We start from the raw sequence: 14,403 nt of genomic DNA, 5'->3' as shown, positions 1-14,403 counted from the left end.
GGAGGTGAACCATGCGAAAGCGCCCCGAAGACATGCGCTTCTTCAAGAGCGTCACAGCTCCAAAGGACCGCACCCTGTTTAACGGCCAACTGTTGGACCAACGCCGTGAAGACGTTTACGTTGTCCTGCACCAGATGGGACTGATCCGCTGATTTCCTTCAGCCCGACCGAAGGAGACCCAGATGCCACACGATTCTGTTGAACCTCAAGGAGCCCACGCGGCTACGCGTGGGCTCCCCCCTTTTAACAGTGGGGTTCATTCCCACAGTTGAGGCAGGACCTGGTGCTCTGCCTCAAGTGGTGACTGTAAGCTCGATCCATGCAGGAGACGAAGCCGCACCGGCAGCAAAAACGTGCCCGCGCGGAGGTTCCCAGCCGCAGTGACAACCTGCTCCGAAACTTCACCGAGCTCATAGGCGGTCCGCTCGGGAAGCACTCCTCGCCAGGCGAAGCTTCTTCCGGCCCGTTCACTGTAGAACGGGTCCTGATCATCCTCACCGTACTCGCGGCACTGCTCGCTGTTCTCGCGAAGGACTACTGCCGGGTCAACGGGTGGGAAACGCCCGGACAGTTCTACTCCACCTGCTACTCCGACTTCCCGGAACTGTTCAAGAACCGAGGACTCGGCGACGGGGTCCTCCCCCTCTTCACCCAGGGCAGCCAGTTCGAATATCCCGTGCTGATGGGGATCATCGCGGGAATCACTGCCCTGCTGGTTCCTGGCCAGGGTGTCAACAATGATCGGGTGCTGGGTTACTTCGATGTCAACGCAACGTTGATTGTGGCCATATGGGTTGTTACCGTCCTGCTGACCGCGAGAATCAACAAGCGACGCCCTTGGGATGCGGCCATGGTGGCCTTGGCCCCGGGGATTATCCTGGCCGGCCTGATCAACTGGGACATGTGGGCGGTGGCGCTGCTCGCCCTGGGAATGTATTTCTTTTCCAAGGACAAACTGGTGCTCGCCGGCATATGCATCGGACTGGGCACAGCGACCAAGCTCTATCCGGTCCTGTTCCTGGGTGCCGTGCTCCTGCTGGCCCTCCGGACAGGAAAGTTTCGGCCGTTCCTTGCCACCTCAGGGGCTGCTTTGGTGTCCTGGCTGGTAGTCAATCTTCCGTTCGCGGCCCTGAACCCTACCGGCTGGCAGTACTTCTTCGAGTTCACCCAGGACCGGCCTGCCGGGTACAGCTCGCCATGGTTCTCCTACAACCTAGTAGCGGACCGGCTGCACTGGATGCAGATGGATGCGGCCAGCATCAACGTGATCGCCCTGTCCCTGTTCGTCCTGGCGTGCGCACTCATTGCAGCGTTGGCACTGTGCGCGCCGCGCCGTCCCCGGGTGGCACAGCTGGTCTTCCTGATTGTTGCCGCGTTCATCCTCACCAACAAGGTCTACTCGCCCCAATTCGTTATCTGGCTGATCCCGCTCCTCGCCCTGGCCCGACCCCGCTGGCGCGACTTCCTCCTATGGCAGGCTGCCGAAGGCCTGCATTGGGCAGCCATTTGGATGTACCTGGGCCAGGCGACCAGCGGTGGGTCTGTCCAGCACAACATCGACATGTCCTATTACGTATTGGCGGTGGTCCTACACATGGCTGCGACGGCTTACCTGATGGCCAGGGTGGTTATGGACATTTGGGATCCGGCCCAGGACCACCTGCGCAACCACGGCGATGATGACCCGCATGGCGGGCCTTTCAACGGTGCCCCGGACTGGCTCAGGATCGACCTCTTCAACCCGGCCCGGTCTGTCCTGCCCAGGAGGCCTCAGACGGCCACAACTGAAGCAGCCCAAACGGCGGAGGGAGGCAACAATGGGTGATGTCGCCGTCGTCGGGGCCGGTCCCAACGGTTTGGCCGCAGCAGTGGTCATGGCTCGCGCGGGCCTGAAAGTCCACGTCTACGAGGCCGCGGACACTATTGGCGGAGGTTCGCGCACCAGCGGGCTGATGGAACCCGGGCATTTCTACGATGTCTGTTCGGCGGTGCACCCCATGGCCCTGGCTTCGCCGTTCTTCCGTGCCTTCGAGCTGTCCAGGCGGATCGAACTGCGGATTCCGGAGGTTCAGCATGGAACACCCTTGGACGTTGGCGGGGCCGCATTGGCGTACCAGTCCCTGGACCGGACCGTTCAGGGCTTGGGCGTGGATGGCCAGGCGTACCGCCGGCTCATGGAACCCTTGCTGGAGCGGGTCTCGGGGGTAGTGGACTTTACGTCAAACCAGCTGCTGCGCATCCCGCGGGATCCCCTGGCCGCCGTGAGCTTTGGGCTGGCCACCCTGGATCAAGGCACGCCACTGTGGGGTCGCCGCTTCCGGGAGGAAGCTGCTCCCGCGCTCCTGACGGGTGTGATGTCGCATGCGCTGGGCTCCCAACCGTCCCTCAGCTCAACCGGTGCTGGGCTCCTGCTCGGCGTCCTGGCCCATGCCGGTGGTTGGCCAATTCCTGTGGGCGGTTCTATGTCTATTGCCCAGGCTATGGCCGATGATGTGACCGCACACGGAGGAGCCATCCATGTAGGTGAACGAGTGGACTCCCTGGACCAGGTCCGACCTGCGGAGGCCATTTTGCTGGATGTGGCTCCGCCGACTCTGGCCCGGATTGGGGGCGCGGAAGTACCTGATCGCTACCGCCGGGCACTGGAAGCATTCCGGTTCGGGAATGCAGCATGCAAAGTGGACTTCATTCTTTCCGGGCCTGTGCCTTGGGTGGATCCCGGTCTGGCCCAAGCGGGAACGGTCCATGTGGGCGGTTCACGGCTAGCCATGGCCGAATCCGAGAATCTGGTAGCCATGGGTAAATATCCTCCGGAACCATACGTCCTGGTCTCCCAGCCGTCCCTGGTGGACCCAACGCGGGCACCCGAAGGCCGTCACATCCTGTGGTCTTACTGCCACGTGCCAGCCAACTCCACCGTGGACATGGCCGAAGCGGTCACGGCCCGTATCGAGCAATATGCGCCTGGCTTCAGGGACGTCGTGGTTGCATCAAAGACCACGACGGCGGCAGAACTGGCTGAGTACAACGAAAACTACGTGGGTGGCGACTTCAGCGCAGGCACCCTCGATCTCCGCGGGCTGGTGCAGCGGCCCGTGGTTTCCACTGTGCCCTGGCGAACACCGATGCCCGGTGTGTATCTGTGCTCATCCTCGACGCCGCCCGGCCCCGGTGTGACAGGAATGCCCGGGTACCATGCGGCTAGACATGCCCTCAAGGACATATTCAAACTGCGGGTACCCGGGCTGGGCGTTTAGCCCGCCGTCTTAGTTGGCGGCGGTAAAGCGTGCGCGGCGGTGGGCCGGGCTTTCGATTTCATCCAGCATGGCCACGGCGTAGTCCTGCGTGGAGATGCTGCTGCCGGCCGGCGAATCCTTCGCCACAGCGTACTCGCCGGTCCGCTCACCGGGCTGGATGACGGGCGCCGGGGCCAGTACGGTCCAGTCCAGGGTCTCAGGGGCCTGCTTCACGGCCTCGAGTGCTTTGGCGGCCGTGGTGGCCTCAGCCTTGTAGGCTTCAGGGAAGTCCGGGGAGTCGAGCAGGCGGACGCCATCAATTTCCAGTGTCCCGGCACCACCAACAATCATCAGCCGGGTTCCTTCGGCGTTGCTGTACGCGGTGGACATGGCGTCGAGCCATTCTGAATGGTCGCCGCCGGTGCGGCTGGGACCCGTAGCGAGTACAACGACGTCGTGGTCCTTCGCAATGGATGCAAAGGTCTGCGCGTCAGCCTGGTCTGCAGCCTGTGTGGCCGCTCCGGGGACCTCAGCGCCCTTGCGGGAGATGGCCGTGACCTGGTGGCCGCGGGTGATGGACTCGTTGACGATCTGGCTGCCGACCATGCCTGTTGCGCCGTAGACTGCGATTTTCATTGCTCTCCTTGGGGTTGCTATCCTTGCAATACAACAACGGTATACATTGGATACTGATAGCTTCAAAGGAACCTAGTTACCTCATGGAAACCAACAACCTCCCCGCGAACATCCTGGACCCCAACTGTCCCTCCCGCGTGATCTTCCAACGAATCGGCGATAAATGGGCGTCGTTGGTGATTCAGGTGTTGGGTGATGGTCCCGTACGGTTTTCCGAGCTGCGGAAGACGGTCAACGTCGTGACGCCCAAAGTCCTGACCCAAACCCTGAGGGCGCTGGAGCGGGACGGCCTCATAACCCGGACGGTCCATGCCCAGGTTCCCCCACGCGTGGACTACGAACTCACGGCGATGGGCGAATCCCTATTGCAGCCGCTGTCCCTGCTCCGTGAATGGGCGGAGAGCCACGTGCCCACCATCCTGGAGGCCCGCGACGCCTACGACGACGCACAGGACTCCGCGGTCCTTGGCTCAGCCAACTAGGGTCCGGGACGAGGGGACGAGTGCACGGCTGATCCGTCCGTCCCGCATGGTCGCCACGGCATCCGTGAGGGGCAGGAACTCGGTATCATGCGTGACCATGACGGTGGCCGTGTGGAATTCGTCCGTGACCCGACGGAGCAAGCGCACAACGGATTCGCTTCGTTCGTGATCAAGTGCCGCGGTGGGCTCGTCCACCAGCAGCACCGAAGGACTGCCCATCAGGGCCCGCGCTATGTTCACCCGTTGACGCTGGCCGCCGGACAGCTGGTGGGGTCGCTTGTGTTCGGCCCCGGATAAGCCAACCACGTCGAGCAGTTCCCCGGCTGTCCGGCGGGCTTCCTTCAACGGGTTGCCCCGCAGGTGCTCACGGATCAACAACTGCTCGACGGCGGTCAGAGCCGGCAGCAGGTTGGGTTGCTGGAAGATGATGCCCACCTTGTCCCGACGCAGCGCCGTGCGGTCGGCCTCCGCAAGGGCGGCTACATCCTGTCCGTTGATGACCACCACTCCGGAGGTGGGCCTGATGAGGGTGGCAGCGACGGCGAGCAGTGATGACTTCCCCGAGCCGGAGGGACCAACCAAGGACAGGAATTCCCCTTCGCTTACCGTGAGGTTCACGGAGTCCAGGGCCTTGAGGGTAGAGCCGCCATCGGGATATTCGAGCGAGACGTTCACGAGGTTGAGTGCGGTAGTCACTTTGTATGCCTTTCGAGGAATGTACGGAATCAGTTGCCGCCGAGGGCCAGCAGGGGGTCCACTTTGGTGACTTTTCGGACTGCGAGAATCGCGCCTGCCAGGCCGAGCAGGACAATTCCAGTCACCGGTAGCAGTGTGGTCAGGGGAGTTATCAGGAAAGGAGCCGCCTGGGCCGCAAAGACGCCCGCGGCAAGCCCCAACAAACCGCCCACCGCGGCCCCGGAAACCAGTACCAAGGCAGCCTGGGCAAGGGCATCGCGCAAGACGTAGCCGGAGGAAGCGCCGAGTGCTTTGAGTACTGCGATATCGCGGGTCCGTTGCACCGTCCACACGGTCAGGAAGGCCACGATCACCAACGCGGAGATGCCGTACAGGAAGGCCTGCATCAGCATGAGCGAACCGTTTTCGCTCTTGTATGAGGCCAAGGCCTGGAAGGAGCCAACGGGATCCGTACTGACGGTGCCAGCCGACGCGTTGGCGGCGTCGACGTCCAAGGAGGTTCCGGCGTCGTACTTTACGGCCAGGACGGTAGCCGTGCCCGGGGCCGCATGCCCGATGGACCGCCAGGTGTCCAGGGTGGTCCAAACAACGCCGGTATGGGAGTACCACTGATCCTCCACAACGGACGAGACGGTGAGGTCGGTACCGCCTACACTCACTCGGCTACCGGGGATCAGTGACAGGTCCTTCGCCAAGGTTTCGCCGACAACCACCGTCCCATCCTCGACGGGTTGAGGGGCAATGGAGCCGCCAAAGACGGCGACGTTCGCTGTACCACTCGGAGTGCCACCCTCACCCAGGGACTGGAAACGCGTCTGGCTGATTCCCATTGCCTGCGCTGAAGCGACGCCGGGCTGTTCCCGCCATGTCTCAAGTTGGGCGGTGGAAACTTCGGACTCGGTATACGACGCCTTGGGGTCACCACCGGCAGGAGCCCCGAAGACGATCTGCTGCGCGGGCAGCGATGCAATGGCCGACGTCGACTGGTTGCCCAGTCCGGCCGTCAGCCCGGACAACATCACGAGCAGCAAAGTGATCAGGGCGACGACGCTGCCCATGAGCGCAAAGCGGCCCTTGGCGAAACGGATGTCGCGGATGGCGAGATACATCGGATTCCTTCGGTACGTGCGGGCTTGGTCCCGGCATTAACAACTCTTCCGGCGAAGGACCTCCTGGACATCGGGAGGTGGATGGATTGGCCGAGTCCGTGGGGTTGAGGGGGCTGTCATCCAAATGGTTGATTCTGGCCGTGCGGCGCGGAATTCGAGCTGTGCGCGGGAGCGCCGGAGATACGCTGGGAGGCATGCAGTCCCCCACCGGCGCCGCCACGATACTCCGCGTCCTGCGCGTGTGCTTGCACGTCGGATTCGCCGTGCTGCTGCTCGTCGCCGTCATTCGCCTGCTGACCGGGGTGGGCACTGCCGGCTCGCCGTCATCCACTGCGTTAGCCGCCGGCCTGGGCCTTTCTGCCCTCCTGGCAGTGGTGTACCTGGTGGGAACCATCCTGGAGAAACGGCACGCAAGCGACCCCTCCCGTTTCAATCCGACGCGCTACGCGGGTTGGTGGCTGGGCGCAGTGATGTTGCTGTGGCTACTGCTCCTGCTGGTCAGCGGCGACTTCGCCTGGGTCGCCTTTCCCCTGTTCTTCCTGCAGCTCCACCTGCTCCCCCGGCGCCTGGCGTTGCCCACGATTGCGTTAAGCACGGTCCTGCTGATCGGCGCCCTGTGGTTCCATAGCCGCGGCTCGTCCGACGGCGGCCTGCAGCTCGCGATGGTCCTGGGGCCGGTGTTTGGAGCCGGCTTCGCCGTGGTCACCGGGTTGGCGTACCGGGCGTTGTTCCTTGAGGCCGAGAACCAGCGGGTCGTCGCCGAAGACCTGCGCCGGACGCGGGCGGAACTTGCGAAAACGCAGCACGACGCCGGTGTCTTGGCAGAACGCGAACGGCTGGCCCGCGAAATCCACGACACCCTTGCCCAGGGCTTCTCCAGCATCGTCCTGATGGGCCGATCCGCGGAGAAAGCTTTGGATGACGGGGATGCGGGGGCTGCAAAAGAGCGCCTGCGGATCGTGCAGGACACGGCCTCGGCCAATCTGGCGGAGGCGCGCAGCTTCGTGCGGGGGCTGCGTTCGCCTGACCTGGAGCAATCGGGTCTGGTGGATACCTTGCGCCGGCTCTGCGAGAAGACCGAAACAGAGGCCGCTGCCCGGGGTACGGCGTTGCGTTGCCGCTTCGAGCTGGTGGGCTCTCCCGTGGAGCTTCCCAACACCTACCAGACCACCCTGCTCCGGGCAGCCCAGGCCTCCCTCGCGAACGTATGGGCGCACGCCCGGGCGCGTGCCGCCGTCGTGACCCTGTCCTTCCTTGGCTCCGAGGTGACCCTGGACGTTTTCGACGACGGCATCGGTTTTGAGCCGCCGACGGCGGTGGGCGCAGTGCGCGGCGACGGCACCGGCGTCGGGCTTTTGAGTTTGCGCGAAAGGCTGGACGCGCTGGATGGCAGCCTGGAGATCGAGTCGGCTCCTGGCGAGGGAACCGTGGTTGCCGTCCGGGTGCCTTTGCCCGCGGGGGAAGGAGCAGCATGAGTGAAATCCGCATTCTGTTGGTTGACGACCACCCTGTGGTCAGGGCCGGCCTACGCGCCATGTTGGCGGATTTTCCGGGCGTCACGGTGGTAGCGGAGGCCGCGGATGGTGATGCCGCGTTGGAAGAGCTGAGCAAGCTGCACACCCTGGGCGAGCCCGTGGATTTGGTCCTCATGGATCTGCAGATGGGTGCAGGCCTGGACGGCGTGACGGCAACGCAGAAGATTAGGTCGGGCGAGGCCGGAAGCCCCGCGCCCCCGGTCCTGATTCTCACCACGTACGACACCGACGCCGATATCCTCGCCGCCGTTGAAGCCGGTGCGAGTGGGTACATGTTGAAGGACGCACCGCCTGAGCAAATCCGGCAGGCTGTCCTCTCCGCGGCAGCAGGGCAGACCGCTCTGGCGCCGGAGGTGGCGGCGCGGCTCATGGGGCGGATCCGTAACCCGTCGCCCGCGTTGAGCGCCAGGGAAGTGGAACTGCTTGAGCTTTTGGCTACCGGTTTGGGCAACCGCGCGATCGCGAAGCAACTCTTCATATCCGAGGCCACGGTGAAGACGCACCTGGTGCACATCTACTCCAAGCTGGGGGTAGACAACCGGACGGCGGCGATTGCGGTGGCGACGCAGCGACGGATCATCCGCGGGCGCTGACCCGGCCAACCAGGCGACAGGAAACGTTGGACTGAGTCCCTCTTGGAGGGTGGGTTCAGATCCCATTTGGCTTGTTAATTTTGGTTAAACGGTTGACCTTTCGACCGCGAGCAGTGACGATTAGTGCACGTTTCGCTATGAGTTAGATCACAAAAAGTCACTCGTCGAAAGTTGGCCTCCATGTCCGCACCCTCCTTTGGCCTGTCCGGCGCTGCTCCCAACAGCACCGGACGCGCCAGAAAGTTAGTCAGGAAGGCCGCATCGCTCGGCCTTGCCTCGCTCCTCCTCGCAGGGACCATCCCCGCCCTGACCTTCGCAACGGCCGCAAATTCCGCACCGGGCGACCCCGCCACCGTCAAAGCCGTCACCCCCGAAGTACCTGTAGACGCCGCCGGAGTACCTCTCGGTGCGGTGACCGGATTTAGCCAGTCCGGCAACGTCGTCGATCTTTCCACCGGCAAAGGCGGCATCCGGGTCACGTTCCTGGACGGCGGCACCTTCCGCCTGGAAGCTGATCCAAGCGGAATGTTCACGGACCCCGCCAATACCGACCAAGGCGACCCGGCCAGGACCGCCAACATCGTGGTGGGCAAAGACAAATTTCCCGGCACCACGCCCACCGTCGTCGACGGCGACTGGCTGCACTTGAAGACGGCCAAGATTACGGTGGCGATCAAGAAGTCCACCACCCAACTCCGCGTGGCCCGGGCCGACGGCTCACTGGTGATGGAAGAATCGGCGCCCATCACTTTCGGAACCAACTCGGCCACGCAGCACCTTGCACAGCAGGACGGCGAGCAGTTCATCGGCGGCGGCATGCAGAACGGCCGCTCCGTGCACACCGGCGCCCTGATCAATATCGCCAAGAACTTCGACTGGGATGACGACGGCTACCCCAACGCCGTGCCGTACTACATGTCCTCAAAGGGTTACGGTGTCCTCCGCGACACGTTCGCCCGCGGCTCCTACGATTTTAAGGACCAGCCCACCACCACGCACGAGGAAAAGCGCTTCGATGCCTACTATTTCGTGGGCGACTACAAACAGGCCCTTGGCGCGTACACCACGCTGACCGGCAAGCCGATGATGCCCCCGGTCTACGCCCTGGAATACGGCGACGCCGACTGCTACAACCGCTCCAACCCGGGCTATTCCTCCTCCGGCTACGGCGACCCCGACGGTGCCAAGCAGCGCACGCCCGACGCCATCAAAACGGCACGGAAGTTCGTTGAAAACGACATGCCCGCTGGCTGGATGCTGGTCAACGACGGTTACGGCTGCGAATATCAGCAACTCCCGAAAACCGTGAGCAACATCGAGGAAGAAACCGACCTCAAGGTTGGCCTCTGGACCCAGCGCTCCCTGACCAACCAGGAGTACGAAGTGGGCGAGGCCGGCGTCCGGCTCCGCAAGCTCGACGTTGCATGGGTTGGCCAGGGCTACCGCCAGGCACTCACCGGTTGCGAAGCTGCCCATGATGGCATCGAGCAGTACTCCAATGCGCGCGGCACCTCCTTGATGGTGGAGGGTTGGGCGGGGGCCCAGCGTTGCGGCATGCAGTGGACCGGTGACCATTCGGGAAACCTCGACGCCGTTCGCTGGCAGGTCTCGGCCCTCACCGGGGCGGGAAACTCGGGTTTGGCGTTCACCACGGGCGACGTCGACGGGATCTTCGGCGGTTCGGCCGAATCGTACGTCCGCGACCTCCAGTGGAAGGCCTTCGCCCCCGCGCTGTACTCCATGTCCGGCTGGGCGGCTACGGACAAGCGTCCATGGCTCTACGGTGACCAAGCCACAGCCATCAACCGCCAGTACCTCCAACTGCGGCAGCAGCTCATGCCCTTCATCTACACGCTTGCCCAGGAATCCTCCACCAGCGGTGTGTCGATGATGCGCTCCATGGCCCTGGAATTCCCGGACCAGCAGTGGTCCTACGGTGCTGAGGCCAACAACCAGTTCATGCTCGGCTCCGATTTCCTGGTGGCACCTGTCTTTACCCAAACCGATGTCCGCAACGGCATCTTCCTCCCCGCCGGCCAGCAGTGGGTGGACTACTGGACCGGCAAGCTCTACCAGGGCGGCCAGATCCTCAACGGCTACAACGCGCCGCTGGACAAGCTCCCGGTATTCGTTCGTGCCGGATCGGTGATCCCACAAGGCATCGTGGCCCGCAATGCCTCCTTGGTTCCCGAAGATTCCATGATCACCCTGGACGTCTATGCCCAAGGCCAGGACTCGTTCACGCTGTACGAGGACGACAAGGTCACCCGCGAATTCAAGGACGGGAAGTCCTCAAGCCAGCTCTTCGCAGTAGATGCGCCAGGCAAGGGCAACAGCAGTGTCAAGGTATCCATCGGTGAGCGGAAGGGCGAGTACACCGGCAAGGCAGCAGCCCGGCCCTATGAACTGAAAGTCCACGCGGGCGCAGCTCCCAAGGACGTGAAGATCGGTGGCACCAAGCTCAGCCAGCTCCCAACCCAGGCCGCCTATGCCGCTGCAACCACAGGCTGGTTCTTCGATGAGGCCAACAACGGCACCATCTGGGTCAAGACCGGCTCCATCGCTTCCAACCAGTCAGCCACGGTCCAGCTCCAGCAAGCCGGTCCTCTAGGCGGCAAGAGCCAGGAGGACACCGCGGCCGAAGTCCGCGTGACCACCGGGCAGCAGGTTTTCCAGGACCAGGAGACAACAGTCACTGCCGCGTTCGTGAACACCGGAGCCAAAGCCAAGACCAACGTGGTCCTGACTCCTGTCCTGCCCGAGGGGTGGGCCGTGGTTTCGTCCTCCGGTGCAACCGCAGCCACAGTCCAAGGTGGAGCAACAGCCACTGCCACCTTCGTCATCAAACCCGGCTCCAGCGCAAAGGCGGGCCAACAGACCGTGCGGGTATCGGCGTCGTACTCTGCGTCTGGCTCGAACCAGTCGGTGACCGGTGGCAACCAGATCTACGTCGCCTACGGCTCACTGGCCGCTGCCTACAACACCGTTTCGGTCACCACAGTGGCGGGCAAGGCGCTCGGAAACTTCGACGGCGGCGGTGCCACCTTCGCTGCCGAGCAGCTGGCTGCGGCCACGGTCCCGGCCGGCGGCGTCCGACCAGGCAGCACGGTCACTGTTGATGCCGGTAAGCCCACACAGGTGGACTACACCTGGCCGGCCGCGGGACCGGATGTCCCCAACTCCGTGGCCCTTTCCGCGCAAACCATCTCAGTCAAGGGCAAAGGTACGCATCTTGCCGTCCTCGGATCCGCCGCGGTAGGTAACGGCACCAGCCCCACACTGACCCTGACGTACGCGGACGGCTCCTCAGAGCAGCAGTCCATCTTCTTCCCCAACTGGCTGCAGCCTTCGGTACTCAACGGAGCCGTGCTGGCGGTCTCGGAACAGGGCCGCAACAATGCCTCCGGCCCGTCGCCGGAGTACACGCAATACAAGTACCAAGCGTTCTCCAACACAGTGCGGCTCAATCCCACCAAGGAGCTGGCATCGGTCACGCTGCCAACGGATACCCGGGTGAAGTTCTTCGACTGGAAGGTGACCTCGCAGCCGTTGCCAAGTGTTCCTGTCGGCTCCGTGTATGCCTCTGAAACCCCGTGGGTCCAGGCGCTGAACGGCTACGGCGTGATCGGCAAGAACGTGGCCAACAAGGACTCGGCGTCGTCCCCGGACAAGCCGCTGGCAGTGAATTACACGGATCCCGCTACAGGCAAGGAGCCCGTGTTCAGCAAGGGCCTTGGTGTGCACGCAGCATCAAAGATCACCTATTACCTTGGTGGCAAGTGTTCCTCGTTCACCTCGCAGGTGGGCCTTGAGAGCGGCTTCGGCGGCAACATCATTTTCAAGGTCAACGCCGACGGCGTGAACAAATACCAGTCGCGCACGTACACGCCGGGGTTCGCTCCTGAATCCGTGACAGTGGACCTCACCGGGGCGGCATATGTGGAGCTGGTGGTGGATCCGTCCGGTTCCATCAACGGCGCCCACGGTGTGTGGGGTGATGCGAAGTTCACCTGCGCTCCCTAGCGCGCATGTCCTGACGGCCGCCGTTTGCCGCCTCTCCCCAGGGGGCAAGCGGCGGCTGTCCGCTGGCCGGGCACGACAAGAAACTGTCGGTGGAACGGGGCATAATGTCGCAAATGGGGAAAATGAGAAACCTGGTCTTTGGAGTACTGACTTTAGTGATGGCTGGCTCGCTGGCCGCCTGCGATGATGGCAGGGCTGGCGCTGAAGCTGCAGCCAAGCAGCTGGCGTCGTCCCTGGAAGCCCTCGACGTCGGTTCGCTCGCCGTCGACGGCAAGGACGCTGCCGCGGCCAACGATGAACTCAAAGCCGTTTTCGAAGGCCTCGGCGCCAAACCGTCGGTGCAGTCCGGCGACGTGAAACTCGACGGCGACACCGCCACGTTCCCCCTGAACTACAGCTGGAACGTCGGCTCTGCCAAATGGGAGTACACCTCCGATGCCACGCTGAAGAAGTCCTCCGGAAAATGGGCGGTTCAGTGGAATCCCGCACTTTTGGCGCCCCAGCTCTCCGATGGCGAGACGCTCTCCGTAAAGACAGTTGCGGCCCAACGCGGCCAGATCCTGGGTGCCGGCGATGCCCCGATCGTCGAAGACCGGCCCGTGTTCCGGGTGGGCATCGACAAAACCAAGGTTCCGGCCGAACAAGCCGACGCTTCGGCGCGGGCCATGGCCGCCCTGCTCGGGTTGGATGCTGAAGAGTACGCCAAGCAGGTTGCCGCCTCCGGCCCGCAAGCGTTCGTGGAAGGCCTCGTCCTCCGCGCCTACACAACCGACATCACCGAAGCCAAGATCAACGCCATCGTCGGTGGCGTCAGCATCCTTGACTCCATGGCCCTGGCTCCCACCAGGACTTTCGCCCGTGCTCTGTTGGGTAGCGTTGGCCAAGCCAGCGCAGAGCAGATCGAGAAGTCCAACGGCGCGCTGCGAGCCGGGGACACCACTGGAACGGGTGGGCTGCAGCAGAAGTACGACTCCCTCCTCCGCGGCAAGGATGGCGTGGAGGTCATTGCCAGCGCCAAGTCCCAGGGTGAGACCCCCGGTACCAAAGTCTTCTTCTCCTCCCTCCCCGCACCGGGCACCACGCTCAAGACCACCCTTGACCTGAAACTCCAGCAATTGGCAGAGGAAACACTGGCTAAAGTTGGGCCAGCCTCGGCGATCGTGGCGCTGAAACCCTCCACCGGTGCCGTTCTCGCCGCCGCCTCAGGCCCGGGCAGCAACGGTTACAACACAGCAATGTTGGGACAGTACGCACCGGGCTCCACGTTCAAGATTGTTGATTCGCTGGCGATGTTCCGAAACGGTGCAACGCCCGATTCCAAGGTGGAGTGCACTCCGACGGTCACCGTTGATGGGCGCACCTTCAAGAACGCAGAGGGGTACCCGGCGGGATCGCTGGGTACCGTGGCCCTGCGTGACGCCTTCGCGCACTCGTGCAACACAGCCTTCATCAATGCCCGCGATACCGTTAGCCAGGACCAGCTTGAGTCTGCAGCCCAGGCCCTCGGAGTGGCCGTGGAAGCCCCCAAGCTTGGCGCCGACGCGTTCCTGGGATCGGTCCCCGGTGCTGCTGAAGGCACTGAGCACGCTGCCTCCATGATCGGCCAGGGCAAGGTGCTGTTCTCGCCGCTCTCAGCCGCTGTCATGGCCGCTTCTGTTGCCAACGGCGCTCCGGTTTCACCCCAGCTGGTTCTCAACGCCGACGCTGCCCAGGACTCCGGCGCCAGTGCTGCTCCGACGGAAAGTGGCAGCGCATCGCCGTCGCCGGACTCAGCCACGGCCAGCGCCCTCCCGGCGTCTCCGGCATCCACCAAACCGATTACCAAGGAAGAAGCCGCTTCGTTGGCTGACATGATGCGTGCCGTAGTGACCTCCGGCCACGCCGGCTTCCTGGCACAGGTACCCGGACTCCCCGTCGGGGCGAAGACGGGAACAGCAGAGTTCGGCAACGACGATCCTCCCAAAACACATGCGTGGATCGTCGCCACGCACGGTGACCTGGCCGTCGCCGTGTTTGTGGAGGACGGTGGGCTCGGTGCGACCACCAGCGGGCCGCTCTTGAAGTCGTTCCTCACCGCAGCAGGCTGACCCGGC

The 14,403-nt window shown here is 63.7% G+C and carries 11 protein-coding genes; 8 read left to right on the top strand and 3 right to left on the bottom strand.

Translation table 11 applies throughout. The features are described from left to right. Positions 1–11 precede the first annotated feature (11 nt). The 3 genes from J2Y68_RS11185 to J2Y68_RS11175 all read left to right on the top strand — a co-directional run bounded on the left by J2Y68_RS11185 (position 12) and on the right by J2Y68_RS11175 (position 3,257). On the top strand, positions 12–152 hold the full coding sequence (locus tag J2Y68_RS11185; RefSeq protein ID WP_211710324.1) for a hypothetical protein: 141 nt from the start codon (positions 12–14) through the stop codon (positions 150–152). Positions 153–319: 167 nt separating this feature from the next. Then, positions 320–1,825 (top strand): glycosyltransferase family 87 protein, encoded by a 1,506-nt coding sequence (locus J2Y68_RS11180; protein ID WP_309993331.1) that lies wholly within the window; start codon positions 320–322, stop codon positions 1,823–1,825. Continuing rightward, positions 1,818–3,257: a phytoene desaturase family protein gene (locus J2Y68_RS11175; RefSeq protein ID WP_309993329.1), complete on the top strand. Its 1,440-nt coding sequence runs from the start codon at positions 1,818–1,820 to the stop codon at positions 3,255–3,257. The genes J2Y68_RS11180 and J2Y68_RS11175 overlap by 8 nt, the downstream gene beginning before the upstream one ends. 9 nt (positions 3,258–3,266) lie before the next feature. Here the strand turns inward: J2Y68_RS11175 and J2Y68_RS11170 are convergent, their stop codons facing one another. Further along, entirely contained in the window at positions 3,267–3,872 is a 606-nt protein-coding gene (locus J2Y68_RS11170) for an NAD(P)-dependent oxidoreductase (RefSeq protein WP_309993327.1), read from the bottom strand. Between the two features lie 83 nt (positions 3,873–3,955). Between J2Y68_RS11170 and J2Y68_RS11165 the strand changes: the two genes are divergently transcribed. Beyond that, positions 3,956–4,354: a winged helix-turn-helix transcriptional regulator gene (locus J2Y68_RS11165; RefSeq protein WP_309993324.1), complete on the top strand. Its 399-nt coding sequence runs from the start codon at positions 3,956–3,958 to the stop codon at positions 4,352–4,354. Here J2Y68_RS11165 and J2Y68_RS11160 read toward each other — a convergent pair. Beyond that, a complete protein-coding gene (locus J2Y68_RS11160) occupies positions 4,343–5,050 on the bottom strand; it encodes an ABC transporter ATP-binding protein (RefSeq protein ID WP_309993321.1) in 708 nt (235 codons plus the stop codon). The genes J2Y68_RS11165 and J2Y68_RS11160 overlap by 12 nt on opposite strands. A gap of 29 nt (positions 5,051–5,079) precedes the next feature. Further along, positions 5,080–6,159 carry an ABC transporter permease gene (locus tag J2Y68_RS11155; protein WP_309993319.1) on the bottom strand — a complete coding sequence of 360 codons (1,080 nt, stop codon included), beginning with the start codon at positions 6,157–6,159 and terminating at the stop codon, positions 5,080–5,082. Positions 6,160–6,353: 194 nt separating this feature from the next. On the opposite strand from J2Y68_RS11155, the gene J2Y68_RS11150 reads away from it, so the two are divergent. From J2Y68_RS11150 to J2Y68_RS11135, 4 genes are all read left to right on the top strand, one after another. Further along, the gene (locus J2Y68_RS11150; RefSeq protein WP_309993317.1) at positions 6,354–7,634 is read left to right on the top strand and encodes a sensor histidine kinase; all 1,281 of its coding nucleotides are present in this window, start codon (positions 6,354–6,356) and stop codon (positions 7,632–7,634) included. After that, positions 7,631–8,287, top strand: coding sequence for a response regulator transcription factor (locus J2Y68_RS11145; protein ID WP_309993315.1), 657 nt, complete (start codon positions 7,631–7,633; stop codon positions 8,285–8,287). Before J2Y68_RS11150 ends, J2Y68_RS11145 begins: the two co-directional genes overlap by 4 nt. A 180-nt stretch (positions 8,288–8,467) precedes the next feature. Then, entirely contained in the window at positions 8,468–12,310 is a 3,843-nt protein-coding gene (locus J2Y68_RS11140) for an NPCBM/NEW2 domain-containing protein (protein ID WP_309993313.1), read from the top strand. Between the two features lie 113 nt (positions 12,311–12,423). Beyond that, positions 12,424–14,397 carry a penicillin-binding transpeptidase domain-containing protein gene (locus J2Y68_RS11135; RefSeq protein ID WP_397334922.1) on the top strand — a complete coding sequence of 658 codons (1,974 nt, stop codon included), beginning with the start codon at positions 12,424–12,426 and terminating at the stop codon, positions 14,395–14,397. The last annotated feature ends 6 nt before the right edge of the window (positions 14,398–14,403 follow it).

The organism is Paenarthrobacter nitroguajacolicus (genome assembly GCF_031455195.1).
In the GTDB taxonomy this organism is placed as follows: domain Bacteria; phylum Actinomycetota; class Actinomycetes; order Actinomycetales; family Micrococcaceae; genus Arthrobacter; species Arthrobacter nitroguajacolicus_D.
This window is presented reverse-complemented; position numbering and strand designations above follow the sequence as displayed.